This window comes from Pseudoalteromonas sp. TAE56, assembly GCF_000497955.1.
In the GTDB taxonomy this organism is placed as follows: domain Bacteria; phylum Pseudomonadota; class Gammaproteobacteria; order Enterobacterales; family Alteromonadaceae; genus Pseudoalteromonas.
The window spans coordinates 40,447-67,074 of sequence record NZ_AUTN01000128.1 but is presented as its reverse complement, the minus strand read 5'-3'; the positions used below and the strand labels follow the sequence as shown (position 1 = coordinate 67,074).

22 protein-coding genes and 2 pseudogenes are annotated in these 26,628 nt (G+C 39.7%); 8 read left to right on the top strand and 16 right to left on the bottom strand.

The window, feature by feature from the left end:
• Positions 1 to 1,889 (top strand): annotated as a pseudogene (locus L656_RS01000000122320) (cation:proton antiporter domain-containing protein); the annotation flags it as partial.
• 15 nt (positions 1,890 to 1,904) lie between these two features.
• Here L656_RS01000000122320 and L656_RS0114915 read toward each other — a convergent pair.
• Positions 1,905 to 3,050, bottom strand: a complete 1,146-nt coding sequence (locus tag L656_RS0114915) for a patatin-like phospholipase family protein (protein ID WP_024599802.1) — start codon at positions 3,048 to 3,050, stop codon at positions 1,905 to 1,907.
• 219 nt (positions 3,051 to 3,269) lie between these two features.
• Between L656_RS0114915 and L656_RS0114910 the strand changes: the two genes are divergently transcribed.
• Both L656_RS0114910 and L656_RS0114905 read left to right on the top strand, forming a co-directional pair.
• Positions 3,270 to 4,145, top strand: a complete 876-nt coding sequence (locus L656_RS0114910) for a DUF3014 domain-containing protein (protein WP_024599801.1) — start codon at positions 3,270 to 3,272, stop codon at positions 4,143 to 4,145.
• Between the two features lie 497 nt (positions 4,146 to 4,642).
• Complete coding sequence (locus L656_RS0114905; protein WP_024599800.1) at positions 4,643 to 6,169, top strand: acetyl-CoA hydrolase/transferase family protein; 1,527 nt, start codon at positions 4,643 to 4,645, stop codon at positions 6,167 to 6,169.
• A gap of 143 nt (positions 6,170 to 6,312) precedes the next feature.
• Here the strand turns inward: L656_RS0114905 and L656_RS0114900 are convergent, their stop codons facing one another.
• Both L656_RS0114900 and zigA read right to left on the bottom strand, forming a co-directional pair.
• Positions 6,313 to 7,002 (bottom strand): DUF1826 domain-containing protein, encoded by a 690-nt coding sequence (locus L656_RS0114900; protein ID WP_024599799.1) that lies wholly within the window; start codon positions 7,000 to 7,002, stop codon positions 6,313 to 6,315.
• A complete protein-coding gene (zigA, locus tag L656_RS0114895; RefSeq protein ID WP_024599798.1) occupies positions 7,002 to 8,201 on the bottom strand; it encodes a zinc metallochaperone GTPase ZigA in 1,200 nt (399 codons plus the stop codon). Before zigA ends, L656_RS0114900 begins: the two co-directional genes overlap by 1 nt.
• A gap of 234 nt (positions 8,202 to 8,435) precedes the next feature.
• Between zigA and L656_RS0114890 the strand changes: the two genes are divergently transcribed.
• On the top strand, positions 8,436 to 10,571 hold the full coding sequence (locus L656_RS0114890; protein ID WP_024599797.1) for a TonB-dependent siderophore receptor: 2,136 nt from the start codon (positions 8,436 to 8,438) through the stop codon (positions 10,569 to 10,571).
• A gap of 34 nt (positions 10,572 to 10,605) precedes the next feature.
• Here L656_RS0114890 and L656_RS0114885 read toward each other — a convergent pair whose 3' ends face one another.
• The 5 genes from L656_RS0114885 to L656_RS0114865 form a co-directional block, all read right to left on the bottom strand.
• Positions 10,606 to 11,700, bottom strand: a complete 1,095-nt coding sequence (locus L656_RS0114885; RefSeq protein ID WP_024599796.1) for a mechanosensitive ion channel family protein — start codon at positions 11,698 to 11,700, stop codon at positions 10,606 to 10,608.
• Positions 11,701 to 11,796: 96 nt separating this feature from the next.
• Entirely contained in the window at positions 11,797 to 12,198 is a 402-nt protein-coding gene (locus L656_RS0114880; RefSeq protein ID WP_024599795.1) for a DUF6691 family protein, read from the bottom strand.
• Between the two features lie 3 nt (positions 12,199 to 12,201).
• Complete coding sequence (locus L656_RS0114875) at positions 12,202 to 12,615, bottom strand: YeeE/YedE family protein (protein WP_024599794.1); 414 nt, start codon at positions 12,613 to 12,615, stop codon at positions 12,202 to 12,204.
• Positions 12,616 to 12,617: 2 nt separating this feature from the next.
• The gene (locus L656_RS0114870; RefSeq protein ID WP_024599793.1) at positions 12,618 to 13,877 is read right to left on the bottom strand and encodes an OmpP1/FadL family transporter; all 1,260 of its coding nucleotides are present in this window, start codon (positions 13,875 to 13,877) and stop codon (positions 12,618 to 12,620) included.
• A gap of 378 nt (positions 13,878 to 14,255) precedes the next feature.
• Entirely contained in the window at positions 14,256 to 15,680 is a 1,425-nt protein-coding gene (locus tag L656_RS0114865; protein ID WP_024599792.1) for a sugar porter family MFS transporter, read from the bottom strand.
• A 330-nt stretch (positions 15,681 to 16,010) separates the two neighbouring features.
• On the opposite strand from L656_RS0114865, the gene L656_RS0114860 reads away from it, so the two are divergent.
• Both L656_RS0114860 and L656_RS0114855 read left to right on the top strand, forming a co-directional pair.
• On the top strand, positions 16,011 to 16,253 hold the full coding sequence (locus tag L656_RS0114860) for a hypothetical protein (RefSeq protein WP_024599791.1): 243 nt from the start codon (positions 16,011 to 16,013) through the stop codon (positions 16,251 to 16,253).
• A 497-nt stretch (positions 16,254 to 16,750) separates the two neighbouring features.
• Entirely contained in the window at positions 16,751 to 17,140 is a 390-nt protein-coding gene (locus L656_RS0114855) for a hypothetical protein (protein WP_024599790.1), read from the top strand.
• 58 nt (positions 17,141 to 17,198) lie between these two features.
• Here L656_RS0114855 and L656_RS0114850 read toward each other — a convergent pair.
• Positions 17,199 to 17,627 (bottom strand): annotated as a pseudogene (locus L656_RS0114850) (phosphatase domain-containing protein); the annotation flags it as partial.
• Positions 17,628 to 18,047: 420 nt separating this feature from the next.
• Here L656_RS0114850 and L656_RS0114835 point away from each other — a divergent pair.
• Positions 18,048 to 20,246 carry an exonuclease domain-containing protein gene (locus L656_RS0114835; protein ID WP_024599788.1) on the top strand — a complete coding sequence of 733 codons (2,199 nt, stop codon included), beginning with the start codon at positions 18,048 to 18,050 and terminating at the stop codon, positions 20,244 to 20,246.
• Positions 20,247 to 20,289: 43 nt separating this feature from the next.
• Here L656_RS0114835 and L656_RS0114830 read toward each other — a convergent pair whose 3' ends face one another.
• Positions 20,290 to 21,174, bottom strand: coding sequence for a DMT family transporter (locus tag L656_RS0114830; protein ID WP_024599787.1), 885 nt, complete (start codon positions 21,172 to 21,174; stop codon positions 20,290 to 20,292).
• A gap of 105 nt (positions 21,175 to 21,279) precedes the next feature.
• Here L656_RS0114830 and L656_RS0114825 point away from each other — a divergent pair, with 105 nt between their 5' ends.
• On the top strand, positions 21,280 to 21,807 hold the full coding sequence (locus L656_RS0114825) for a sel1 repeat family protein (RefSeq protein ID WP_024599786.1): 528 nt from the start codon (positions 21,280 to 21,282) through the stop codon (positions 21,805 to 21,807).
• Between the two features lie 2 nt (positions 21,808 to 21,809).
• Here the strand turns inward: L656_RS0114825 and L656_RS1000000122830 are convergent, their stop codons facing one another.
• The 6 genes from L656_RS1000000122830 to dinG are packed head-to-tail and all read right to left on the bottom strand — an operon-like array spanning position 21,810 to position 26,620.
• Positions 21,810 to 21,962, bottom strand: a complete 153-nt coding sequence (locus L656_RS1000000122830; RefSeq protein ID WP_076915774.1) for a DUF2496 domain-containing protein — start codon at positions 21,960 to 21,962, stop codon at positions 21,810 to 21,812.
• A complete protein-coding gene (locus L656_RS0114815; protein ID WP_024599785.1) occupies positions 21,946 to 22,227 on the bottom strand; it encodes a late competence development ComFB family protein in 282 nt (93 codons plus the stop codon). Before L656_RS0114815 ends, L656_RS1000000122830 begins: the two co-directional genes overlap by 17 nt.
• Before the next feature lie 51 nt (positions 22,228 to 22,278).
• Positions 22,279 to 23,172 (bottom strand): histone deacetylase family protein, encoded by an 894-nt coding sequence (locus L656_RS0114810; RefSeq protein ID WP_024599784.1) that lies wholly within the window; start codon positions 23,170 to 23,172, stop codon positions 22,279 to 22,281.
• Between the two features lie 13 nt (positions 23,173 to 23,185).
• Positions 23,186 to 23,794: a primosomal replication protein gene (locus tag L656_RS0114805; RefSeq protein WP_024599783.1), complete on the bottom strand. Its 609-nt coding sequence runs from the start codon at positions 23,792 to 23,794 to the stop codon at positions 23,186 to 23,188.
• Position 23,795: 1 nt separating this feature from the next.
• Positions 23,796 to 24,572, bottom strand: coding sequence for a TSUP family transporter (locus L656_RS0114800; RefSeq protein WP_024599782.1), 777 nt, complete (start codon positions 24,570 to 24,572; stop codon positions 23,796 to 23,798).
• The gene (dinG, locus tag L656_RS0114795; protein WP_024599781.1) at positions 24,572 to 26,620 is read right to left on the bottom strand and encodes an ATP-dependent DNA helicase DinG; all 2,049 of its coding nucleotides are present in this window, start codon (positions 26,618 to 26,620) and stop codon (positions 24,572 to 24,574) included. The genes L656_RS0114800 and dinG overlap by 1 nt, the downstream gene beginning before the upstream one ends.
• Positions 26,621 to 26,628: the final 8 nt, after the last annotated feature.

The following is a 26,628-nucleotide window of genomic DNA, read 5'->3' as shown; positions in this document are numbered from 1 at the left end:
ATTTTAGCGTACCTAGCAACTGGGGTTTTAGCCGGTAGCCATGGTATTGGTTGGTTAGCGCAATCTCATGAAATAGAGTTTGTAGCAGAGCTTGGTATTGTCTTTTTGTTATTTAGTTTGGGGTTAGAATTTTCTATCTCGCGGTTAATGGCAATGCGAAACCTAGTATTTGGACTGGGATCTCTGCAAGTAGGCATAACCAGTTTACTCTTCATTATTATCTTATATTGTTTAGACTTTTCCCTACTCACCAGCTTTACTATTGGCACAATTATGGCGCTTTCTTCAACTGCGGTGGTTGTTAAACTATTAAAAGAGACGGGTGAGCTTAATCAGCGACGAGGGCAGTTAGCCGTTGGTGTGCTGCTTTTTCAAGATATTGCCGTGGTGCCTCTACTAATAATTCTTCCCTTATTTGCATCAAGCGACTCACAAAGTATTGGCTGGGCTTTAGCCTTTGCCCTAAGTAAAGGTGCATTTGTATGTGTGCTCCTTTGGGCAATTGGTAAATGGGTATTGCCCATTGTATTTAAAGAAATAGCGCAAGTACGAACCGATGAATTGTTTGTACTTACCACTATATTAGTAGCGCTATTTGCGGGCTTTTTAACGTATATGTTTGGCTTGTCTATGGCATTGGGCGCATTTTTAGCGGGAATGATGTTAGGTGAGAGCCATTATAGGCATCAGTTAGAGGCCGATATACGTCCATTTCGCGATATATTAATGGGGCTGTTTTTTGTAACTGTGGGTATGCAGCTAGATATTTTATTTGTACTGGCGCACATAGTAATAATTATTGGCGCATTGCTTGGGTTACTCATATTAAAAATTACAGTAGTAGCACTTAGTGCGCGGCTAATGCATGAACGAAACCAAGATTCACTCGCCTGTGGCATTATGTTGTGGCAAATGGGAGAGTTTGGTTTTGTACTTATCGCACTTGCTGGCCAGCATCAGTTATTAAACTCAGAGCAAGCTTCATTTTTAATTGCATTGGGTGTGCTTTCAATGGCATTTACACCATTTTTGATTGATAAAACGCCATTCATTTTAAATCGTTTAGGCATACTCGATCGGCCAAGTTTAGCGCTGGAGAGTGAGCCACAAAGTAGTACACTTTATAGCGATCATGTTGTTATTTGTGGTTTTTCGCGTGTTGGACAAACTATAGCGCGTTTTTTAAAGCCCGAAGCAATAGACTACGTTGCCATCGAAAGTAACCCAATACTTGTACAAGAAGGCAAAGCGGCTGGCGNGAGCCTGTAATATTTGGTTATGTTAAGCAAAAAGATATTTTAAAATGCGCAGGAGTAGAGCGAGCTCGGTTGGTGATTATTACTTTTACTGAGTTTGATCACGCGCAAGTTGTTATTGATGCCATAAAGCAAATAGCACCTAACGTTAAAATACTTATTAGGACTCGTGACGACAGCCAGCTCGATTATTTAAAAGCGCTAGGTGTAACCGAAGTGGTGCCCGAGTCGTTAGAGGCGAGCTTAATGCTCGTGTCGCATGTGTTGTCTATGTCGGGCGTACCCATGACACGCATTGTTCGCCGAGTAAGTAAAGAGCGACGTAATCGTTATCCATTAATGCAAAGTTTTTACGCGGGGTATTTTAAAGATAGCGAAGATGCCTCAACCGACCGATTAGAATATTTACACGTTGTAGCATTGCCCAAGCAAGCTTATGCGGTGAGTAAAACAATTGAAGATCTAAATTTAGAAAAGCGGCGAGTACTCGTAAAAGCACTTCGCAGAGAAGGGTCCGAAATAGACACGCCATCAGCGCAAACAACCTTGTTACCTAACGACGTTTTAGTACTACAAGGTAAACCAAGGCGTGTTGAGCGGGTAGAGCACTACCTGCTCGACGGGATAGAATAATGTGCTTGTTTGGACTTAATCTAACTCTAAAAACTCACGCATTTTAGGCAACTGCGCCATGCCATCTTCATAGCCAATTTGCATTAAATGTTGGGTATAGCGTTTTTCAAACAATAGGTAACTGGTCAAACTCGATTGCGAATGTTTTTTAACACCGATCGTACGCAGTAATACTTTAATCGCCCACGGCATATCGTCGTAATACTGCGCGGCAATGGCGTTAAAGTTTTGCGAAGGGTTAATAACAAAAGTATCAATTTGCTTAAGTTCTTGATGTTTATCACGAGCGGGGAGTAATCCTAAAGTGCGGTTAACGCGTTCCAGTCGCTCTAAATCCGACTGCATAGTGTCGGTAAATACGCTATCGAGTAAATGCCCTGCAACAGCTGATAAGCCAGGGTAATGTGGCGAATAACCCGGTGGGTGAAGCTCTTTAGGCTGGTCGACCCCAATAATAAATATTTTTTCAGCACCTAAATGAATCGACGGACTCAAGGGAGAAAGCTGATGTATAGAGCCATCACCAAAGTAATGGTTATAAATATTTACACTTGGAAACACCATAGGAATAGCACTCGACGCCATTAAATGCTCAACGTTAATACGAGTGGCTTGGCCTTCGCGTTTGGCGCGTTGCCATGGTGTTTGCGTATTTGATTGAAAAAACGCAACAGAGTCGCCCGTCGTATAACTAGAAGCTGTAATAGACAGCGCATCTAAATAATTACGGTGTAAGTTACGCTCTATCCGGTGTAAGTCTAAAATCTCATTGAGCAAACCACGTAGAGGGCGATTATTTAGCAAACTCGCTGGTGGGTGATTAATATGCTCTGACTGAAAGCTAGTTAAAATATTACGCGCAATATGACCAAATACGCTTAAGAAGTCACTTTTATAAACCATCGAGGTCGAAAAGTTTTTCCAAACTGATTCAAGTTTTCGTACAGCTAAATGTGCACAAGAGGCGTAACATGCTAAAGCCGCAGAGTTAATAGCCCCAGCAGAGGTGCCATTTATTACTCTAAACGGCAATGGAGCAGTACGAGGCATACTATGAGCTAGCGCTTTAAGTACACCCACTTGATAAGCAGCTCGTGCGCCACCGCCCGTTAATAATAGGGCTATTTTTGGTTTTTCTGGATCGACTTGCTTGATTTTCATATTGGTGTTTAAACTGTTCAACGTCTTTACTTTATTTATTAACTGTAAGTCTTTAAGCTAGAAGAATCAAAGGATAACTGAGTAATAGTAAGTACAGTAAGCTTATGTTTATATTTGTAAGCTAAAATAGTTATGTATTTATAGTTACTACTCATAATGAATTTTTTCCATTCAGAGTACTCTGAGTGATAACGCACTTTTAATTTTTATGGAGTTTGTATGTCAGATAAACCAGAAGCGTCAGATGTTCAAAAACGTCCGCCTAATAACAATTTTCTTTTCGCCGTTATTATTTTAATAATAGTTGTGTGCGCAGCCGCGTTTGTACTATTAAAGCCAAGTGATGAGCCACAAACACGCACAGAGGTAGAGCAAGCGCCAAAAGAGCAACCAATGATGGAGCTTAAACCTGAAAACGATCCCGTAGTTGACGCACCATCAGTTATGCCAGAAAAGCCAGCAGAGCTTGAAGTGCCAGCACAAAGCCCAAGTGAGCCGGTGCCTGAAGTAAAACCATTACCAACGCTTAACGAAAGTGATGCGGTTGTTGTTGCTAAAATGGACGAGTACCTAAGCGACTCAGTAATGAGCTTAATGGTGACCGACGATGTTATTCGTCGTGGTGTGGTATATGTAGATAACTTAGCAAAAGGAAAAATAGCTAAAAAACACATGCCTGTTGTACAGCCAGAAGAAAAATTTAGCGTGAATGAAGGTGATATCCTAACGATTAACCCTAACAGCTACGAGCGTTATACACCGTATGTGAAAATATTTACCAGTATGAGTGCAGCGCAAGCCGTTCGCATGTACGAAGAGTACAAGCCACTTATTAATAATGCATACAGTGAAATTGGTTACGGCGATGACGAGTTTAATCAAACGCTAACCGATGCAATCGATTTATTACTTGATACGCCAGAGCCTGAAGGTGACTTGCCGTTACTTCGTGATTCAGTAACGTACCAGTATGCGTTTTCGGAGTGGGAGCAATTACCAGATGCACAAAAACAGCTTTTACGTATGGGTCCAGAAAACATGAAAAAAGTAAAAGCAGCATTACGTAATATAAAAGCGCAGTTAGAGAACAATTAATACGCACTAAAATAGCTAAATACGCCGCGATTGTATATGAAGTATGCAATCGCACTTTCTTTTTAGATTATCCCTTGAATAACAGAGCAAAAGTAGAGATAATCCCTCCCGCGCCAACCAAGGCCCTCAATGGTAGTCTTATTGGTCCTCTCGCAACACTAGCAGGCGAACCTGGTCAGGCCCGGAAGGGAGCAGNATGTGGCTGGTAAGACTGCCACCCAAATTCCTCATTTGGGTGTTTAAATTAATAATCTTAATTCTTCAAAAAACATTTCATCTCATAAAATAATGCAATTAATTTATAGATTACAGTACAAGTTATTGTTTTATTTTTGTTGAAAGTATTAATAATAACCACGTATTAATGTTAACAAGTCGTAAGGTTGTTTCTCTTTTTAGCATATTGCTTATCCCCACTTCGTAAATGCGACTTAAGTCTAGATTGTTTAGTACGAAGTTAGGATTAGAATAATGTGAAATTTAGAAAGGGGCTCAAAATGAACTTGGAACGTATTCGCAATAGTAATCTACACAATAAAGTTATGTCTGCTGAGCAGGCTAGTCTGTTTATTAAAGATGGAATGACTGTAGGGATGAGTGGCTTCACTCGTGCCGGAGAAGCTAAAGCAGTACCCAGAGCGTTAATTGAGCAAGTCAAAAAAAATCCAATAAAAATAAATTTAATGACTGGCGCATCTTTAGGTAATGATTTAGATAAACTACTTACCGAAGCGGGCATTTTAGCACGTCGTATGCCTTTTCAGGTAGATAGCACCTTGCGTAAAGCGATTAATAACGGCGAAGTAATGTTTATTGATCAACATTTATCTGAAACAGTTGAGCATTTACGTAATCATCAATTAACCATGCCTGATGTAGCTGTTATTGAAGCAGTCGCTATTACCGAAGAAGGGCATATTGTGCCAACTACATCGGTAGGTAATTCAGCGAGTTTTGCTATTTTTGCTAAAGAAGTCATCGTTGAAATTAATATGCTGCATAACCCTAATCTTGAAGGTTTGCACGATATATACATTCCCTCGTATCGTCCTACTCGCCAACCAATGCCGTTAGTTAAAGTAGATGACCGTATTGGTAGCACTGCTATTCCTATCGATCCTGCAAAAATTGTTGGTATTGTTTTTACTAACCAAAGCGACTCGTTTTCGACCGTTACCGACCCTGATGAAGACACTGCATCAATTGCGCGCCATTTGGTTAACTTTTTTAAAGACGAAGTGGCTCAAAATAAATTGCCAGCTAATTTAGGTCCGCTGCAAGCAGGCATTGGTAATATTGCTAATGCAGTGATGATGGGGCTACTCGACTCTGACTTTAAAGACTTAACAATGTATTCAGAGGTACTACAAGATTCGACGTTTGACCTAATTGACGCAGGTAAGATGAGCTTTGCATCGGGCAGCTCAATTGTTTTATCGGAGCGCTGTAACGCACAAGTATTTAATAATTTAGAAAAATACAAAGATAAACTAGTGTTACGCCCTCAAGAAATTTCTAACCATCCTGAAATAGTGCGCCGTTTAGGTATTATTGCCATTAATACTGCACTTGAGTTTGATATGTATGGCAACGTAAATTCAACACATGTGTGTGGCACACGAATGATGAATGGTATTGGCGGCTCGGGTGATTTTGCTCGTAATGCTCATTTAGCAATATTTGTGACTAAGTCAATTGCTAAAAATGGCGCGATTTCAAGCGTTGTACCTATGGCGAGCCATGTTGATCATAATGAGCACGATGTTGATATTTTAGTAACCGAGCAAGGTTTAGCTGATTTACGTGGCTTAGCACCGCGTGAGCGTGCTGTACAAGTTATTAAGCATTGTGTGCACCCAGATTATCGCGAAGCAATGTTAGACTATTACGAGCGCGCTTGTGAGCGTGGCGGGCATACGCCTCATTTACTTGAAGAAGCGTTTAGCTGGCATATTCGCTTAGAGCAAGAAGGCAGCATGAAAAAAATATCCGCAACAGATATTCCAATGCCGCTATCTGCTTAAGGTCTATTTTAGTTAATAGATAGATGCTTTGATTAACGCTCCTTTATGGAGCGTTTTTTGTATTAGCCTTGAGTGTTAAAAAGGGTTGGCCAATTATTGAAAAGAGACGCCATTACATTAGGTATATTATTAATTTAAAAGCATTAAATAAAATCCAGGGTAAGTAATAAGCGTTGCTCATTTGCAGCCACAGGTGGCGAGCGATGGACTAAACCTGCACCCTCGTGGTCATCCCAGTATTCTCCTTTAAGCAGTGCCACATCACCTTGTTGTAGTTGATTAATATTACTTAAGTTTTCAAATAAACCAGACTCTTCATCTGGTTTACCTAAATTACCCGTACCTAGCTTTGAGCGGTTTACATCGCTGTGATTTAACCACTGCGTAGCAACGCCTTGGTAGGTAGTAACTAACCGGCACGGAATTTTGTCTACATGAAAACGCGGACACATGGGTTTATCTAATATTTTCAGCCTTAACCCAGCGCGCTTTAAATCAAACAGGCAGCAAAACATTTCAACAAGTAAGGCAATGTCTTCACAAAGTGTATTAACTTCATCACGATTATTATCTTCTGCCTTAAGCGCAGTTATTAACTGATCAAAAGCGTCATTGGGCGATACAGCAAGTTCTATTGGCTTTAACGCGCTGGTGGCAATGAGTGCATTAACTGCTTTTGTTAATGTTTGCTCAAGGTCTCTTTTCCAAATAACAATGTTAGTGTCTTGGTTATAAATTTGTGGCAATACATTGGCATCACACTCTTTAGCTGCTCTTCGGTGAAGAGGTTCCGCCGGTTTTATTTGCGCAGTTATTGGGGCTAGTGCGTTCATTATTCTTCCTCCCAAATAGGAAACGGGTCGTTATAGGTTCTCCAAAAATCCTTACCCTTGAGTACGGCATCTTCTGATAATAAACAGTTATTAAGCGCGTTCATCATGGCTTGTTGATCTAACGATTGACCAATAAACACAAGCTCTTGACGCATATCACCAAAAGGCTCTACCCATTTATTATTAATATCAGCAAGCAGTTCGGGCTCGGTAGGCCACTCTTGTTGGGGGATGGCCTTAAAAAACATACCAGCAAATCCGTAGTGAGCAATACCGCCTGCTTGGCTCCATTGCCCGCAAAATAATGGACGTGTTGCTAGCCAAAAATAGCCTTTTGAGCGGATAAGCTTGCCAAATTGCTCTGTACTGTGAAGAAAGTTATAAAACTTTTCAGGATCAAAGGGGCGCCGAGCTGTGTAATTAAAGCTGCTAATTCCGTATTCTTCGGTTTCGGGGATATGTTCACCGCGCATTTCTTTAAGCCAACCAGGAGCTTGTTGAGCTCGCTCAAAGTTAAATAGGCCGGTGTTGAGTACTTCATTTATATTAATATTGCCGTTTGAAATAGGAATGATTTTGGCTTGAGTATTAAGTGTATTTAAAATGGCAGTAAGTTTATTTAATTGAACAGATGTTATTAAATCAGTTTTACTTATTAAAATTACGTCGGCAAATTCAACTTGATCAACAAGTAGGTCGGCTACACTGCGATCATCGTCTTCACCAAGTGATTCACCCGTTTGTTGCAGATCGTTTGCTTGCTCGTAATCGTTTAGGAAGTTGACTGCATCAACCACCGTTACCATTGTATCAAGAGTGGCAACATCACCCAGCGAATTACCGTTTTCATCGGCAAAGGTAAATGTTTCGGCCACTGGGAGGGGCTCAGATATACCCGTTGATTCAATAACGAGATAATCAAAACGACCTTCTTTGGCCAGTTTTCCTACTTCAATCAGCAAGTCTTCACGTAAGGTGCAGCAAATGCAGCCGTTACTCATTTCAACTAGCTTTTCATCGCTGTGACTTAGCGATACACCACTTTTAATTGTTGCAGCGTCTATATTTATATCGCTCATATCGTTAACTATAACGGCAACTTTTTTACCTTGTCTATTATTAAGGATATGACTAAGTACGGTTGTTTTACCGGCTCCTAAAAAGCCTGATAACACTGTGACGGGCAGTTTATTTATCATTAAGAGAACTTACTAATTTGCAATTTTCAGTATGTTATATTATATCAATTTAATATTCTAGTTATGCTGTTTATTTTATTAATCACCGCTTAATTAATTCGTAAGTAAACCCCTGTTTTAGGTGCTTTTAATTCTAATATTAAGGAGTGTTAAACTTTTATTTTCGTTGATTATAGTAATGATAAGAGTTATCATTTAGCTTGTTAACTACCTACACTTCTCTCAGGAACTATCATGTTTAACCCTAATTACTTGGCATTAAGTATTGCCGTGTCTTTATTTGCTTTTTCTCAAATGACATTTGCCAAGCAAAGCGACAAAATTGAAACAATTGAAGTAACAGGCCGTGCTCAGCAATTTTACCTAGAAACTGAGAGTAAAATTGGTACTAAAACTAATTTAGATCTTATTAAACTTCCGCAATCGGCTCAGGTTTTAACAGAGCAACTTATAATTGACCAAGCGGCTCGTGACATTACCGACTTATACCGCTCAATTGCTGGCGTAAGTGAATATAGCTACTCAGGCGTAACTTTTCGTGGTTTTAGAGATGATGCCAATGTATTTTACGATGGTGTGCGCGGCGACCCGTACTCAGGCTTTGGTGTACCGCAGTTATTTAATGTTGAACGTGTTGAAGTATTAAAAGGCCCAGCCTCAGCTTTATATGGCGGTGGCGAACCTGGTGGGATGATTAATTACGTAACCAAAAAACCAAGCTACGTACAAAAGCGCGAATTAAAGCTCACCTTAGGTAACTACAACACGCGTGGCGCATCACTCGATATGACCGGTGGTTTAAGCGATACGATGGCTTATAGATTGGGTGGTTTTTATGAGGAGCAAGACAGCTTTCGTAACAACGCCGATTCAGCTAATACGGAGCTAACAGGCGGATTGTTATTTGATTTGAGTGATTCAACAACGCTTACAACAAGTATTGATTACATAAAACAAGACTTAGGTGGCAATCGCTTACGTGGAGTACCGGTAGATGATAACGGCAACTTTCTGGTAGACCCTTCGTATAACGCGAACGAATCATTTGACTATCAAGATATGGAAGCTTTGGTGCTTCAAGCTGAGTTAAATCATAGTTTTTCTGATGACTTCTCTGTTAGCTCTACTGTGCGATACCTTGATAATGAGCGCGACCAAGCGTATCACGAGTCGCAAAATTGGGTTGACGTAAATGGTGATGGCGTTGCTAATATAGATGATGAAACTATAAGACGAGAATACCGCAAACAGTTTCGAGCAAACGAAGAAATAAGCTTAACAACTGATTTTGTATATAACGTTGAGCAAGGTAATTTAGAGCATCAATTTTTATTTGGTGGCGATTACCATGTGGTAGAAACGCAGTACGATTACTTGCGTGCCCGATATGAGGCTGATGGTGTAGCAAACTTAAATATTTATACACTTAATTACGGTGAAACAGACCCTAGCACCTATAACTTAACCGATTTAGATCGTGATGGTGTAGATACCGATCGCTTTGGTGTATACGCTCAAGATGTTATAAGTATTGGCGAACAATGGGCCGTAATTGCAGGCTTACGCTACGATTACTTTAAAGAATTAAATAAGGAAACAGGCTTTAGCTATTCTGACAACGGTGTAACGCCTCGCGTTGCAGTAACGTACCAGCCAATAGAAAACACCTCTGTTTACATAAACTACTCTGAAAGCTTTAATCCTACATCGTCGGGCGATCAGGAAGATGTGGTTGGCGAGGGCAACTTAGACCCAGAAACAGGTAAGCAAACCGAGCTGGGTATGAAAAACCGATGGTTTGACGGCAAAATAATGAGTACATTTGCTGTTTATCAAATTAATAAAGAAAACGTGGTAATGAGCAACCCTGACGATACGGGCGCGGGTGATGGTATTGCCGCACTTTTAAATATAGGTGAAGTAGAAAGCCGTGGATTTGAAACAACTTTAGTAGGTGATTTATCCGAGCACTGGACAATAACGGCTAACTACGCATACAACGATACGCAAGTAGTAGATGGCGTAACGGGTGATACGCTTTCAGATACATTTGGTGATGGCTCGCGCTTTGCTAATGCGCCGCGCCATCAGGCGGGTTTATGGTCACGCTTTGGGCTCGATTCGATTAATTCCTCTATTGCGTTTGGCGCTAATTATGTGAGTGAGCAAGTAAGCTCCGATGGTCAAAAAGTAAAACCGTTTACCGTATTTGATATGAGCTGGACGAGTCGCTTTGATGACGTATTACTAAGTGTAAATATTAACAACCTGTTTGATAAGGAATATGCTGTAAGCGGATTTAGCCAGCGTAACGGTCACTTTCCGGGTAGCCCGCGAGAAATTGTTGGGCAAATAACCTACAAGTTTTAATACTTATTAGCGCGAGAGTCTCTCGCGCTTTGTTTTAAGTATCGCCTTGCCCCTTTTTATCACTATTAAATTTAGCGGATTCTTGTGTAGTGTTAATAGCCGTAATAGGGAAGGGAATTACAATGCCTTCTTTTTTATAGCGTTTATGCAGGGCTTTTATAAAAGCAGATTTAACCCAAAAGCGATTAAAGTATTCTTTTGCGCGCAGCATAACCGTAAAGTTAATACTTGATCTGTCAAAGGTATGAAAAACCACAAAGGTATTGTAATCATCAACGCCCCATTCGTGTGAAATAAGTATTTCACGAGCCACTTCAAGTGTTACTTGTTCAACAAATTCTAAATCCGAATCGTAATGCACGCTTATATCTACAGGGACGCTTAGCTCTCTTTCAGGATAAAAGTAATTAATAATACGCGATTTAGATAATTGGCTATTAGGTATAATAATCATATTATTAGGTAGCATTTTAACCCATGTAGAGCGCCAGCCTATGTGATCTACAAAGCCTTGTTCTTTTGATTCAAGCTCAATAAAATCGCCCACTCTTATGGGTTTATCTATCACTAGCTGCACGCCAGAAAAAAAGTTTTCGAGGGTAGGTTGTAAAGCAAGGGCAACTGCCAGTGATGTAATACCTAACGAGGCAATAATGGGTGTAATAGAAATACCTAACGTGCCCATTAATACTAGTATTCCGACGGATGATAATGTAACGCGTATCACGCCTTTAATTATGCTTTTTGAATTAAAAACAACGGCAGATTGTTTACCATAGTAATTAATAGTGCCAATAATAAAGCGGTCTAAAAACATAATAAGTGCCAGTAGAGCTAGTACAATATTAATGCTATTAAAAGGAATTTGTTGAGAAATAGAAGTACTAATAATGAAGGTGTCGTGCTCTAAAATGGTGAGTAGCACAATAATTGTGCACAGTGTTAGCGGTTTAGATATTGACTCTATTAGTAAAGTATCGAATATAAACTTGGTTTTTGAAGTCCATTTTTTTAGCCAGTACATTACAAAAAAGCGAATTAAAAACAGTAGTATAGCTATAAGTAAGAGAGATGAAATCGCGCTTAACCAGGGGGTGCTGTTGGAAAATTCCAGCGCTTTATTTAGCATAACTTAAACCTGTTCAATATAGTTTTATATATATTGCAGCAAGTTATGTACCTTTGTTTGGAAAAGTAGCTGCCGAGTTTTAGTCGGCAGCAAATATTATACTTTTTTAGCTAACCACATACCGCCTAAGACGGCTGCAAAAAATAACAAAAATTCCATTTTAAGAGATACCAATTGAACCAAGCCAGGACCTGGGCAAATACCACTTAAACCCCAGCCTAAACCAAAAAATACTGAGCCGATAATTAAGCGCACATCAATATTTTTTAAATTACTTAAATTAAATGTTCCTGAAATAAGTGGTTTCTCTTTTTTTGCAACCCATAACCATGTAAGCATCATTATTAGCATGGCAACAGCCATCACTATAATTAAGCTTCCATCCCATTGGTTTCCATAGGTAAGAAAGTTAATCACTTTAGCAGGGTTTGTCATCCCGCTAATAATAAGCCCTAAGCCAAATATAAAGCCTATAACAACCATCATAATTGCTTTCATTATTTATCCTACAAGGTTTGCTGTAATGAAGGCAACAAGCATAAATGTACATGTTGCAACCCAAGAGCGAGCAGAAAAACGCGACATGCCGCACACGCCATGGCCACTTGTACACCCGTTAGCTAAAGTTGTACCCGCGCCAACTAAAAGCCCTGCAACAACAATAAGCCAAGATGGTAACTGTAATTCGCCTTCTAATAAAGAAGGGGCAAATACTCTTACCGCTACACCTGCCAACAATAACCCTAAAATAAAGTATAATTGCCAACGAGAGTCTGAATTTGCTTTAGCAAATACAGACTTAACAATGCCTGATATGCCCGCAATTTTTCCATATAAAACCAGTAATAACGTACACGCTATACCTATTAATGCACCGCCTATTGCAGCCGATACTGGGGTGAATTCTGTTATCATTTTTAAATTTCCCAAACAATAGAAACGCCTAAACCGGTTTGTTTCATTTCGATTGATAATTGTTGATTAGGCGCTAAGTAGTTAGCACCCGTTACTTTTTTTGCTGGCGAATAAAAAGCCATAGCATTTAATTGTACCTTGTTGGTAAAAGAATGGCTAAGGCCAGTAGTAAAATGCCACTCTTGAACACCCGGCGCTAAAATATTTAATATAACTTGAGAAGAAGGAATCGGTTGCTCGGTATAAGACACCCCAAAACGAATTTTTTGTTGCGATGTACGCTGCCATTGATAGCCAAGCTTATAAATAGTCATATCGTTCCAGCCAAACCCAGCTCCTGCATCAGCCCCTAAAGGCGCTGACATCAAGTTATTAACTGGATTTGCAATACTTTTTACTTCGCTGTAATTTATTTTTTGCCAATCAAATACAACCTGATTACTTGGGGTAAGCTTATAGGCAGCACCAATTTGAAACGAACTTGGCAGATCAAATCCGCCTTGCTCTGCAAACAAACCTTTATAGCTATCAAATTCTTGCATAGACACTGTTGAGCGGTAACTTGCCCCCCAGCTTAATGACGAATTTATATCTTGGCTAATACCCAGTTGAATACCTAGGCCTGTACTTGTATCGGTGCCATTATTTGTAAGCGCTTCTGGCGATTGCGAAAAAGGAGCAAAGCTTCCAAGCCCTTGTGCTTCAAACTGTTGCACCACGTAAATAGGGGATACACCAAGGCGTGTTTGTTCATTCAACTTATAGCTTACTGTTGGGCTAATAAAGAGTTGTTTTAAATCAACGCCTGCCGTACCAGCGTAAAAAGTCCCCTCAGTAGAGGATTCTGCGCCGTACTCGGTATTCATACCGCCGTTGCCATACACTAATAAACCAATATTTACTTTTTCATTTAATTGATGGCCAATAGCAAACTCTGGAATTGCAAATACGGTGTTGTCGCTTTTTTGTGTTTTTGCTTCAAGATAAAATGCGCCAGGGTAAAAAGTATCTACTTTTGATGCAGTATATTTTCGTTCAGGTGAAAAAAGCTCTAATCCCAGAGATAGCTCTGTTCCGTTAGGTAAAAAGGTTGCTGGATTATTAGCGCCAGACATTAACTCTTCTGACAGCGCTACACCTGCGCCAGCCATGCCTTTGTGGGTCATGCCATAGCCGTGGGTAAAATAACCATTAGTAGCAAATGTACTGAACGAACCTAACGCACACGTTAAAGCTAAGCCTGAAATTAACTGTTTTTTCATTTTAGTAAATACATAAAGTTGGAATGGGCGGACAATAGCTAATTTTTGATATTCTAAAAAGGAATTTAAATAGATTAGTTATAATAAAAGGTAATACGGCAATGGTTATAAAGTTTAAATAAATGAGCGTAGATTGCTATTCAGCCTTAGCTTAAGTTAAAATGTTCGCTAACGTATTGAGCTATAATGGTATTTTAGCATGCAATCGGTAGCTATACACTTTGGTATTAAAGTTTGCTGGTAAAGCAGCGTTTACGTATTAACAGCAGTTTAAAATATATTTATTAATTAACGTTTAGCTCATCTAAACAATCATTCTTAAATAACGCCATTGTATGTAAAAGCAAAGCGGTGATTAATATCACCGCTTTTAAAAAATCACATAGATTCAAGCGTTTTACCGCGTGTTTCTTTAATGTATTTAACAACAAAAAATATACTTATAAGTGCCGATAACGCATAAAAGCCATAAGCACCGGCAAGGCCAATGTTAGCCAGCATAATAGGGAAGGTCATGGTAATTGCAAAGTTAGCAATCCATTGTGCGCTTGCTGCAACAGCGAGGGCAGCACCACGAATACGGTTATTAAACATTTCGCCTAATAATACCCATACAATAGGGCCCCAACTTAAGCCAAAAAATACCACAAATAAATTAGCCATAATAAGCGCAAAAGTACCCATATTATCGCTAAGGGCAAGTTTGCCTGCTTCATCAAGGCCTGCGCTGCCAAATATATAAGTAAGCGCGCTTAAGCTAATAAACATACCAATACTGCCTACAAGCAGCAGTGGTTTACGGCCAACTTTGTCAACTAGGGCAATGGCAATAAAGGTCGATACAATATTAGTGGTGCCCGCTAATACATTTATAAATAACGATTGCGACTCATCAAACCCAGCGGCTTGCCAAAGCTCAGAGCCGTAATAAAACACCACATTAATACCCACAAATTGCTGAAATACACTCAGTGCCACACCCACCCAAACAATTGGGTGTACTTTTTTACTGCCATCAATAAATAAATCACGAATACTTGGCTTTTTATCGCTATGCAAGGAGCTTTTAACATCGCTTATTTGCGCATCAACATTGTCGTTCGATATTTTACTAAATACCGTTTTGGCATCGGCTACTTTACCTTGTGCCACTAAATAACGAGGCGACTCAGGAATGAACAACACACCCACTAAAAACAATACTGCAGGCACAAGCTCAGCCCAAAACATCCAGCGCCAAGCGGCTGTATCAAGCATTAAAATATTTTGCGCGCTACCTGCTGCATCAGCAATTAAATAGTTACTTAAAAACGCCGCAAACAAACCCAGTACAATAGCGAGTTGTTGCAATGTAGCTAAACGACCACGTAGTGCTGGTGGCGCAACCTCTGCAATATAAGCCGGCGCTAATACCGATGCAGCACCAATACCTAAGCCACCAAATAAACGGTAAAAAATAAACTCCGCAGAGCTTTCGCTAATGCCTGAGCCAAACGCACTAATGGCAAAAATAATCGCGGTGATGATCATAATTGCACGGCGGCCAAATTTATCAGCCAGCGGCCCCGCAGCAAGTGCACCTAGGGCACAGCCAAGTAACACAGACGCTACGTTAAAGCCCGTAGCCACACTGCTAGAACTAAACGCATTACCGAGTGCCGATACCGTGCCGTTAATCACGCCCGAGTCAAAACCAAATAAAAAGCCACCAATAGCAGCCACGGCCGATATAAATATTACGTAAAAAAGAGAGGTGTTTTCAGCTGTGTTGGCTGAGTGGGAAGGCGGTGTGTGCGTTGTCATTATATGCCCTGAAAGTTAAATTAAATATAAAAGAGCATAATATCGTAAAGCGCTATGGCTGAATACATTTGTGCAGGTATAACGAGTTTGGCGAGTATAAAGTGAGCCATTTTTAAAGGTTTTAGTTTAAGTAACCGCCTTTTAAATAACACAGGCTGAATTTCTGCAATTACATAATCTGTTCGAAATTAAGTAATTGTTTACAGTTGGCTATTTGGTGGATAAGGTAAATGCATTGAATATAGGAACATTTGTCGGTTTATAAAACGACGAAGGTCGTCGATTAAGTTGTTGTGTTTACTTCAAGCTCAGAGTGTTAATAGAATATTTATGCCAATAAAAAAATGGATTGTTCAATACGCTATAGCTCTACCAATTATTTTTTCTCTGCTGACTGGCGTTCAATACTTAAAAGGCAGAAGTCTAGAATACTCTATTGAATTCGGTATTTTGTGGGCCTTAGTATCGGTAACCATTTTTGCTATTAGGCGTTTCTACAATTATCGCAAAAATATTAATTGTGCTGTATGTAATGATATACCTAATAACAATCAAGATTCTGGTGGTAGGTAAACATAACAAGTAACAGTTGGCTACGTTTCGCTTCGCTACACAGTTTAGCCAACCATTACTTAGCCTGTTGTCTAAGCGTTAGTTTTCAAATAATCTTACGGAGTCAATTTTGAGGTTCTTTTGTCTTATTTTAATCATGTTCGCATCTGGATATGCAAGTATTTATGGGATTACTGGTGCTGAAGAAGGAATAAGAGTCGGCAACTCCTTTGAGTGCAATATTATCCATCCGGGCTTGTATATAACAATCATTGAACCAATATAGTGAAAAATCAATTCCTATAGAAACTATTGGTAAAATTTCTCCCTCTCGCTTAAACCAAACGATAAAGTTTGGGACTTCCGAAAATATGCATATGCTAAAGAGCGCTGGGAAGTATGAGAAGGGCTTGTAAAAAATTGAAAACTAACAAGTCAAGTCATCGGAAAAACACTCGCTGGCTGAGCCAAAGCGCTCGCGTTTCCAGCTGATTGAGACGTTATAAACACGGATGGATATGAGAGCGCTTTATCTACTTTTAATTTTAGTTTCTATAAATGTAAGTGCTGATGCTTACTTTCCCAGCTGCTTTGAGTCCTCTACTTTTGAGAAATATGGGAAAAAGCTATTTATTACACCAGATGATTTGTTAAACCATCCTAATTGGGACTTAGGTGATGGCGAACCACCAATATCAATTGGTAATGCAACAGAAAAAGTTATGTCATTTCTTCGTGATAAATACAGTGTTGAAGACGTGATATTTGCATTTGTTCACCTAAAGAGCCAAGTTTGTTTAATAGATCAGAAAATGCAAATAGTTTGGTTTTACGTTTTCGCTGCTGACTCACCAATTAGTCTTGTTGGTATCTCAATGACTGGACGATTGATTGAGGCCGTAGAGTAACATTTAAAAGAATATCCTTAGGACTATTTATAGTGCTAAATCCTCCGCAATTTCTGCCTTATACTTCAAAGTTATCAAAGTACTCTTTTTGCAGTTCAATAGTCAGTGCTTTACGGCGAATGCCTTGTACTAGGCTGTAAACCTCTTCTTTTGTGTAACCTGCCGAATTTAATATAAGCGCAGCCACCAACCCTGTGCGGCCAGTGCCGCCTTTGCAATGTATGGCAATGGTTTGTTTGTGTTGTATGGCCTGTAATATGTCGGTTTTGTGGGTGTTCCAGCTTGATGTAAAAGGCTGTTCGGGTGCTTCGTCATCATTTATAGGTAAATGAAACCACGTTATATCGTGCTTATTGCACTCGCTATTAATTGTTTCTACGTTGTTTTTTTCAAGCTCCTTTTGCGGCATAAGCGAAAGCAGTATGTTAGTGCCAGCGGCCTTTAATGTGGCGATTGAATCCGCTAGGTTTTGCGTTTTTGTACTAGGGCCTGCTTATCTTTCGAGGTTAACTTTGCAGCAGCATGTTTGGTTTTTAGGCAAGGCAGAGCTTATGTAGTGTGGTTGTTTCCCATAAATAGGCGATAACGCAGTATAAATGCCAAACATGCGCTGCCCGAAGGGTTCTGCCTAGGGGGGATTGACTCTTTGTTGCTCGGCTTTTACTTAGCCCACTAGGTTACAAGCCTCGCGCCGCGATTAAATCCCCCCTAGATTGAACAAATTTAATCCTGAAAGGTCAGCAGGCCCTGAGCAAGGCGTAAAAATAATATTTGCGCCGTTATTAAGTGATAAAACATCGTGTGGGTGCGCGCTCATGGTAAGTCCTTTATTTTTTAATGAATTTGCTTTAATAAGCTAACTATAGCGTGTTTTAGTTACAAGTTTAAGATTGAATAATAAGCACAAATGCTAGATACTGTTTTTATATACAGTCATGGCGGTATTATGAAAAAAGAATTACCAGCAAAATACTATTTAGCGCATTTTAGAGAGCTTATTGAGTTTGTAACTAGTAAATGTATGCATTTACTTGAGCCTAAACATAGTGAATTTATTAGTAAAATTAACCAGCTAGATGAGCAAAGCCAGTGCATGTTGGCGCGTGTGTACTCGCGAAAGCCTTATTTGGTGCAGGCGCAATCGCTCAATTATGAAGAAATAACATCGCCGCATCAGGCTATTTATACGCTAAAAAAAGCGGGCATTTTATTTGAGCCAAACGAGCAGCATTATTCACAGCTTTTAGCGCACTTAACCAAGCCTTCTTTGGTTGAGTTGCTAAGTAATTACGGCGAGCGAATAAGCTTTAAAAAGAGCGCCGCTAAAGGCGCACTGGTGGATATTGCGCGGGAGTTTTTTAAAGACTGCCCACAAGAGCTTGCGCCACTTAATAGCCAGTATGTAATTAATAACCGCAGTGATTACTACGAGTATTTTGAGTTTTTATTTGCAGGTAAACTAAGCAGTGGTGATGTGAATCATCAAAACCGTTTTGTAATGCGAGACTTAGGCTTAACCGCTACACGCGAAGGACATAGCGAGAGCTTGTCACGCTTTGAAACACTTGACGAAGCGCAATCAAACTATTTACTAAACCGTTACCGGTTAGCATTTAAAAATATAACAGATGAGAGCGACTATGTTGCTCTAGCGTCGCAGGTTTTAGTGCAAGCTGCACATGGTGCAATAGCCGTTGTATTAAAAAACAAACTATTAGTTAGGCTTTATAGGCAGCTAAAAACAGTTGATAGCGAACTTGCTTTTAGTTTACTTGAAGGGTGCGTGGATGATAGCGAAGCACAAGAAATTCAAATAAGAGAGCAATACAGGCTTGGTAATAAAGAGTGGGTAAAAGCTCGATTAGAAGCCATTATCGAAAATCCACTTACTGATGATTTACTGTATTTTGCTGACGACTTTTTAATGCGTAAGTTTAATAAAAAAACACGTTCGCGTTTAAGTGCCATGCTTGCCGATACTCAGTGCGTGCTAGAAATAGATGAACTGTACAGAGGAGAAGTAGAGCAGGGCGTAAACGATTATTATACTCGCCAAGGTATGGCTGTATTTAATACCGAAAACACGCTTTGGCAAAGTTTGTTTGGTTTAGTATTTTGGCATGAGTTATTTGTGGAGTCGCCTTATCCTCCATGCAATGAGTTTGATATTTATCCGCAAGTATTAAGGCTTGGTAATTTTTATGAAGCGCAGCAAACACAGATAAATGAGCGCTTAGCACAATGCCAGACGTCGCAAGCATTACTTAATTTGGTATGCAAAAATGCAGCACAATACTTTGACCAACCTAACGGCTTGTTTAGATGGCATAGCAATTTATTAGAGCCACTAGAAGCGCTTATTTTAAACAGCCCTATTAAGGCGTTAATTGCGCACTTAACAGCCATGAGTAAACATTATTTACAGCTAAAAGACGGCTACCCCGACTTGATGGTTATCAATAATGGCCAAGTACATTTTGAAGAGGTAAAAGCCCCAGGCGATAAGCTTAGGCGTAACCAACTTACCACCATAGATAATTTAAAAAATGTGGGCTTTACAGTACATATTGCCGCGGTTAAATGGTTTGTAGATCCTAACCGTATTTACAGCATCGTTGATATAGAAACCACCGGCGGCTTAAAAGGCGGTAACCGTATTACCGAAATAGGCCTTGTAAAAGTGCAATACGGTAAAGTAATTGATACTTGGACAAGCTTAGTTAACCCCGAGCGCCATATACCTGGCTTTATTACGTCATTAACCGGTATTAGCGACAGTATGGTTTACAACGCGCCTGTATTTGTCGATATAGTTAAGCCGCTATTAGATAAACTCGCAGGCAGTATTTTTGTAGCCCATAACGTTAACTTTGACTACGGCTTTATTAAAAAAGAATGCGAGATGGCAGGGCACTTTTTTAAAATGCCAAAAATGTGCACCGTGGTTGAGTCGCGCAAAGCGTTTAAAGGCTTAAAGTCGTATTCGCTGGGCAATCTCTCATCGCACTTTAATTTAAATTTGACCAGCCATCACCGGGCACTTGCCGATGCAACCGCGACTGCAGAGTTGTTGTTACTTATTCAGCAATCCCAAAGTAGTGAATAAGCAGTAAATCTTAACGCAAGAAGTAGTATGCACTTTTAATCACTTAGCTTGTTTTAGCTAAGTGCTTCTTTCGTGGTAAAAAACCAGTAACCAGCATAGTGCCTACAATTACAAATAGTGCGCCTAGTAATGTATTTGGCCCTATTTGCTCATCTAAAAATAAATGCCCCCAAAATATGCCAAATAATGGAATTAAAAAGGTGACAGTGAGTGCAGAGGTTGGGCCTATATCGTCAATAAGTTTAAAAAATAAAATATACGCAAGCGCGGTACATACTACGCCCAGTACTAATACACCTAGCATAACGTTGGTGCTTGGTATTTCTCGTATTGGCATAAATAAGATAAGCGGCAATACCATAAAGGTTGAAGCCCACATTGAGCCATGAGCGTTATCGAATGGAGCCAATTTGGGCGCATTTTTTGTGTAATGCGATGCAATGGCATAGCAAAACGAAGCGCTCAATGCCGCTACTATAGCTATGATTGATTGGCTATTTACAACAAAGTGATTTTGGCCAACGAGTATTGCAACACCTATTAAGCCAAGCAATAAGCCAAGCACTATACTTTTGGTGGGCTTTGTTTTTGTCCATAAAATACCAACTACTGCGCCCCAAATAGGGGTTGTTGAATTTAAAATTGATAAAGTAGAAGCGCTTATAGTTTGAGCTGCGTAAGCAAAAAATAAAAATGGCAGAGCAGAATTAAACGCGCCTATAATAAAAAAGTGTTTTTTGTGTTCAGTAAAGGCTAAGCGGCGTTTTAAATACAAAGCAACAATAAATAAAGTAACTGCAGCAAAGCCTACTCTAAACTCAATTAATACCGCAGGCCCCAAGCTGTTAGCGGCCATTCGCATAAATAAAAATGATGCGCCCCAAATAGCGGCCAGAAAAAATAATCGCAGTAAGCTTGCTAAGGTCATGATAGTATTTTAATTATGCTGATTGGCTTTTAGAATAGCAGGGTTTATAAACACTGTAAGCCATATTCGGAGCCGGCATATAAAAATAATAAATTAAGGATAAGAATGAAAAAGTTCTCAGTTGCTGCAGCTTCTATGGTATTTATCACTTTGTTGGGTGGATGTAATTCAAGCCCAATCAACCTTTACAGTGATACCACCATGAAAAAGAATGAATATAATGGTATTAAAGCGTATCGAAAAGGGGAGTTTGAGGCCGCTTTTAATTATTTAAAAGAGCCTGCTGGGCTAGGCTATAAAAGCGCACAATACACGTTGGCGTTTATGTTTTTGAAAGGCCAATACTTGGAGCAATCTACTAAACTAGGGATGGGCTGGCTAGGCGTTGCAAAAGAAGCGGGGGTTGAAAATTGGACTGCGCAATACGATGCATTTTATAGTGCAGCGAGTACACAGCAAAAACAACTAATAGATGAAACAGTTGCGTTGTATATAACGCAATTTGGCGTTAAAGCACAAAATATGACCTGTCGTCGTTCAACTTCGCCTAGGCGCACATTTGGTGAAGTTAAAATTGATTGCACTAAGCACGAAGGTATCGTTACCGAGTACGACATACAAATAATAGAATAGAGTTATGGCTTTTCTAGCTTTTTTTCAAAGTCGCTTTTAACAATATCGAGTGCTTTTAAGACCTCTTCTGGAGCAACATCGTGTTGCTCTAGTATCATAATTAAATCTACTGCAAGTTTAATATGTGTAGGGGCTTGATCAAGTGGGTTGGTCATTTAACTCTTTCTTTTTTGATATTTGACTAATGGCGACATTTATTGCTGTTTGCACACGCTGTTCCATATGTATGCGTTCTGATTGCGGTAAATAAAACGCCATATCTACATCGTAGCGAATATATCGTGGCGGGAGTTGGTTTAGTACTGTACAACAAAAGTCAGCCATTACATCTTCACCATATTTTTCATCAAGTTTAAGTTTGATGATTTCTTCAACTACAATCTTTTCGTAATAGTTGTGTATATCTTCGTGTAATCGCATATTCCCACCGCTTTAAAATAATCCGTTTAACTGAGTCTATACTAAGGCTTACTATAAATCGATAGCGGCTTTAAATAGTTGTTTATGAACATTAATTAGTGAACTCAAATTACGCGGATAACCGCCACCTAAAGCGCACATTAGTGGGATTTGATGTTGCTTACAGAAGTTGAGAACAAACAAGTCGCGCTCATATACGCCATTGAGCGATACAATAAACAAGCCTAACTCGTCTTTAGTATAAATATCAGCGCCTGCATTATACAAAATAATATCAGGGTAATGAATGCGCACGCAAAAATCGAGTGCTTGCCTTACTGTAGCAAGGTATTCAGTGTCGGTTGTTTTAGCAGGTAATGCAAAATCGTAAGTAGACTGTTGTTTATTACGCGGGAAATTTTGCTCACAATGAATTGAGCAGGTAATAATTTGGTCATTCTTTTGAGTGATTTGCGCTGTGCCATCGCCTTGGTGTACGTCGCAATCAAAAATTAAAACAGTGTCGGCTTGCTCTGTATTTATTAAATGTGCTGCTGCAATAGCTAAATCATTAAAAATGCAAAAGCCACTGCCAAAATCGCTATAGGCATGATGATAACCACCGCTTAAATTGAAGGTTAGATCGTGACTAAAAGCCGCTTCAGCAGCTTGAATACTCCCGCCAATTGATAAAAGAGTACGCTCTACAAGTTGTTGCGAATAGGGAAATCCCATCTTTTTAATTGCTTTATCGCTTAGCGTTCCATTTAAAAAATCATCTATATAACGTTGGCTGTGACATAGCGCAAGTTGAGATGCGGTTGCTTTTTTAGGATCTTTAAAGTGAATAGCCGAAACACCTAGATTTTCTATTTCGGTTTTAAGTAACTTATACTTTTGAATAGGGAATCGATGACGTTCTGGGAGTATAAGGTCTGAATACAATGGATGATAATAAAGCTGCATAGTAAAGTGCGCCTTAACGCAGCTGCTGTTTTTCTACTTGTTGTATTTTGTCTTCGGTGGCAGAAATTGCTTTTCTGCAGCGACCTAATCGAGCGTGTGTGCTTAATATTTCAAGGTTAAGTTTTTGTGCTTTAGCTGGCGAGGCTTTATCCATTTGCATCTTACGTTCTTCAATCATGAGTACTAAACGGCGTTCAAACTCATGGTTTTGTTTTAATTCGTCGTAAAGCTCATGCGATGATTGCATTATTTTTTGTACAGCGTGCTTATAAACAGTTTGCTTAGGGCGAGGTTTATAATGGCTTTTGTTTTCTTTAATCCAAATAGGCGTTGATTTAATAACATTGAATACAGCTTGTACCTGAGCTCCTATACGTTCAAGCGCGTAGGTATAAGCATGGCGATGCTCACTTGGCGGTAATCGTGACACTTCGTCTTCTATTTCTATTACGTAATCGACTAGGTTCATGCTTTTTGTACTAAAAACGGCGCGGTCAAACAAGCTAGGTTGTGCTTGCATGTAACGATTTTTAGAAAAAAGTTTAGCTTTATCAAATTGCTCAGCTTGTTGTTTTAGCGTTGCAACTTGTTGGCGTAGTTTATCTAAAGCTGTAGGGTGCATATTAAAAGTAAGCCTCATAAATTAGCTTTAATGCTAAAAGTATAACCATAGTATTAAATACAGGGCGAATAAATTTGCTACCAAACCGTATTGCTGAATGCGCTCCAATCCATGCACCAAGCATAATAAAAAAGCCCATAGTAATGCCAAGTAAAAAGTTTACATGTCCGAGTGCTACAAAGGTAATTAAAGATATAAAGTTAGAAACAAAGTTCATTGAACGCGCTAAACCACAATTGAGTAGCAAGTTCATTTTATAAAGCATGCCATTAGAAGCAGTCCAAAAAGTACCCGTACCTGGGCCTGCTAAACCATCAAAAAAGCCTAATGCTAAACCCTGTAGCCATTGTTTTATTTTCATCGCTTTGTTTAGTTTAGGCAGTTCATCGCCTTCTGTGGTACTTAAATTCCCAAATAAGCTATAGGCGGCAACTAAAATAATAATAATGGGTAGTAGTTTGTTTAAAAAATCGATACTTAAATGATCAACAATAACAGTACCTATCAATGCACCTATTGCAGTAGCTATGATGGAGGCTGCCCAAAATTTCGGGCTAAATAAATTCTTTTTATAGTACGTATAACTAGCTGTTAAGGAGCCAAAACTAGCCGCGAGTTTATTGGTGCCTAATGTTAAATGTGGAGGTAAGCCTGCAGTTAATAAAGCGGGCACAGTTAACATGCCACCGCCACCGGCGATAGCGTCTATAAAACCTGCGGCAAGTGCAACAGCACATAAAACAGCCCAGGTTGTTGGATCGAGTGCGAGTTCAAACATTAATAATCTATTTGTCTTTTAAAAGGTGGTAGGGTGTCGAGCATGGCTTTACCGTACCGCTTAGTAACTAAGCGTCTATCGAGAATAGTAATACAGCCTTCATCACTCTCTTTTCGCAGCAGTCTACCACAGCTTTGCACCAATTTCTTTGCGGCGTCTGGTACGGTAATCGTTAAAAACGGGTTGCCACCTTTGCTTTGTACAAACTCTGCTTGCGCTTCTTCTATTGGCGAAGTAGGTACCGCAAACGGAATTTTAGTGATTATTAAGTTCTCTAAATATTTTCCAGGCAAATCAAGGCCTTCCGAAAGGCTTTGTGTTCCAAATAAAATACTGCCTTTGCCTTCGTCTACATTTTTAGTGTGTAATTTAAGCAATGCTTCTCGCGACATTTCACCTTGTACTAATAAGTTAAAACCTTTTGTTCTAAGAAACTTTGTTACGTGGTCCATTTGCCAGTAAGAAGCGAACAATACTAGGTTCGCTTTTTTATCATCTATGTACTCTGGTAATGTTTTAGCTAAGTGGTCACTAAAGTCTTTATCAGTAGGTTCTACTTTTGATACCGGAATACGTAAAGTGGCTTGTTTGGGGTAATCAAATGGAGAAGGTACTTTAATAAATTTAACGCCTTCTTCTTTAGCAAGTCCTGTTTCGTAGGCAAAGTGATCAAACGAACCCAACGCGCTTAATGTGGCCGAACATAAAACAGCGCCTGCGCATTCTCTCCACAATTTATCTTTTAGGTAGTAACCTACTTCGATAGGGCAGTCGCTTAATAGGTGATCGTGATGGCTTTTGTATTCAAGGCGTTTTATCCATCTTGCATGGGGAGCTCCTTCCCCTTTTTTAGCGTAACTAAACCACAGTTTATTTAATTGCTCTAATCGGTTTATGTATTGTCCGCTTTCGCCCAATATGGGGTCGGCAACATAAGGTTTTATATCGCCGTCACTTACATCTTGGGTAAGGGTGTCGTGCATTTTGTTTAAGCAGCGCAGCGCATCTTGCGTGGCTTCGCTAATATCTTTAGCTTTACTGTGCAGTGACTCTGGAATTGCGCCGTGCTCAAAACGATAAGTATCGTCTTTTGAATATTCAAAGTCGGCATTATCAAGAATATCGCGAACTACTTTTAAATCTTTATTCGCGTCGTTAATACTGTCGCAAAGTTTAAAGTTTTGCCCAATAGCTCTTTGCCCCACTAAAACCTTCGCCATTTTCCCGCTAAACTTGGTGAGCTTATCAAGCNCAGCCGATGAAAAGTCGCGTGTTATATGTGCTAAATGGTGCGCTTCATCAATAACGTAAATGGTGTTGTCGGGCTCTGGTAAAATTTTACCGCCGCCTAGGTCTAAATCAGCAAGTAATAAAGAGTGATTAATTACCAGTACATCCATTTGCATCAATTGATTACGAGCAAGCTGAAACGGGCACGTTTGGTGTGCCTTCATTTGGCGCTGGCATGAGTGTTTATCGCAGGCTATTAAGTTCCACACTCTATCGGGTACAGTATCGGCCCAGCTGTCTCTATCGCCTTGCCATTTCTTATTCACATAGGCGTTATATAGCTCATTTAAACACTTGGTTTCCATTGCGCTCAATGGTGAAGTAAGTGTTGGCATAAAGTCCATTTGTGTTTGGCTATCGCCGTTTACAGCATTATGTAATTTGTGGGCGCAAATATAACGATGGCGACCTTTTACTAAATCAAATTTAAAGTCGAGGCCTGAATGCTTTTTAAAAAATGGGAGTTCTTTTGCTATTAATTGTTCTTGCAATGCAACGGTTGCGGTAGAAATAACTAGCTTCTTTTTTTGCGCTAAGGCAAGCGGTAATGCGCCTAAACAATAGGCAAGAGACTTTCCTGTACCGGTGCCAGCTTCAATTACGCATATGCGCTGCTTTTTATGGTATTCGCCTGCAAGGGTTTTTGCTATTTCAGCTACAAGGTAGTTTTGACTGCTACGAGGGCGATAATCGTTTAGGTTACTAGCCACATGCTGGTGTACTTGCCTAATTGTTTTTTTTAGTGAGTCAGAAAGCATGGGATGAT

What these genes read in the sequence shown, in the direction of transcription:
- L656_RS0114915 (WP_024599802.1), bottom strand. Translation starts at nt 3,050, where the DNA reads ATGAAAATCAAGCAAGTCGATCCAGAAAAACCAAAAATAGCCCTATTA.
- L656_RS0114910 (WP_024599801.1), top strand. Translation starts at nt 3,270, where the DNA reads ATGTCAGATAAACCAGAAGCGTCAGATGTTCAAAAACGTCCGCCTAAT.
- L656_RS0114905 (WP_024599800.1), top strand. Translation starts at nt 4,643, where the DNA reads ATGAACTTGGAACGTATTCGCAATAGTAATCTACACAATAAAGTTATG.
- L656_RS0114900 (WP_024599799.1), bottom strand. Translation starts at nt 7,002, where the DNA reads ATGAACGCACTAGCCCCAATAACTGCGCAAATAAAACCGGCGGAACCT.
- zigA (WP_024599798.1), bottom strand. Translation starts at nt 8,201, where the DNA reads ATGATAAATAAACTGCCCGTCACAGTGTTATCAGGCTTTTTAGGAGCC.
- L656_RS0114890 (WP_024599797.1), top strand. Translation starts at nt 8,436, where the DNA reads ATGTTTAACCCTAATTACTTGGCATTAAGTATTGCCGTGTCTTTATTT.
- L656_RS0114885 (WP_024599796.1), bottom strand. Translation starts at nt 11,700, where the DNA reads ATGCTAAATAAAGCGCTGGAATTTTCCAACAGCACCCCCTGGTTAAGC.
- L656_RS0114880 (WP_024599795.1), bottom strand. Translation starts at nt 12,198, where the DNA reads ATGAAAGCAATTATGATGGTTGTTATAGGCTTTATATTTGGCTTAGGG.
- L656_RS0114875 (WP_024599794.1), bottom strand. Translation starts at nt 12,615, where the DNA reads ATGATAACAGAATTCACCCCAGTATCGGCTGCAATAGGCGGTGCATTA.
- L656_RS0114870 (WP_024599793.1), bottom strand. Translation starts at nt 13,877, where the DNA reads ATGAAAAAACAGTTAATTTCAGGCTTAGCTTTAACGTGTGCGTTAGGT.
- L656_RS0114865 (WP_024599792.1), bottom strand. Translation starts at nt 15,680, where the DNA reads ATGACAACGCACACACCGCCTTCCCACTCAGCCAACACAGCTGAAAAC.
- L656_RS0114860 (WP_024599791.1), top strand. Translation starts at nt 16,011, where the DNA reads ATGCCAATAAAAAAATGGATTGTTCAATACGCTATAGCTCTACCAATT.
- L656_RS0114855 (WP_024599790.1), top strand. Translation starts at nt 16,751, where the DNA reads ATGAGAGCGCTTTATCTACTTTTAATTTTAGTTTCTATAAATGTAAGT.
- L656_RS0114835 (WP_024599788.1), top strand. Translation starts at nt 18,048, where the DNA reads ATGCTAGATACTGTTTTTATATACAGTCATGGCGGTATTATGAAAAAA.
- L656_RS0114830 (WP_024599787.1), bottom strand. Translation starts at nt 21,174, where the DNA reads ATGACCTTAGCAAGCTTACTGCGATTATTTTTTCTGGCCGCTATTTGG.
- L656_RS0114825 (WP_024599786.1), top strand. Translation starts at nt 21,280, where the DNA reads ATGAAAAAGTTCTCAGTTGCTGCAGCTTCTATGGTATTTATCACTTTG.
- L656_RS1000000122830 (WP_076915774.1), bottom strand. Translation starts at nt 21,962, where the DNA reads ATGACCAACCCACTTGATCAAGCCCCTACACATATTAAACTTGCAGTA.
- L656_RS0114815 (WP_024599785.1), bottom strand. Translation starts at nt 22,227, where the DNA reads ATGCGATTACACGAAGATATACACAACTATTACGAAAAGATTGTAGTT.
- L656_RS0114810 (WP_024599784.1), bottom strand. Translation starts at nt 23,172, where the DNA reads ATGCAGCTTTATTATCATCCATTGTATTCAGACCTTATACTCCCAGAA.
- L656_RS0114805 (WP_024599783.1), bottom strand. Translation starts at nt 23,794, where the DNA reads ATGCACCCTACAGCTTTAGATAAACTACGCCAACAAGTTGCAACGCTA.
- L656_RS0114800 (WP_024599782.1), bottom strand. Translation starts at nt 24,572, where the DNA reads ATGTTTGAACTCGCACTCGATCCAACAACCTGGGCTGTTTTATGTGCT.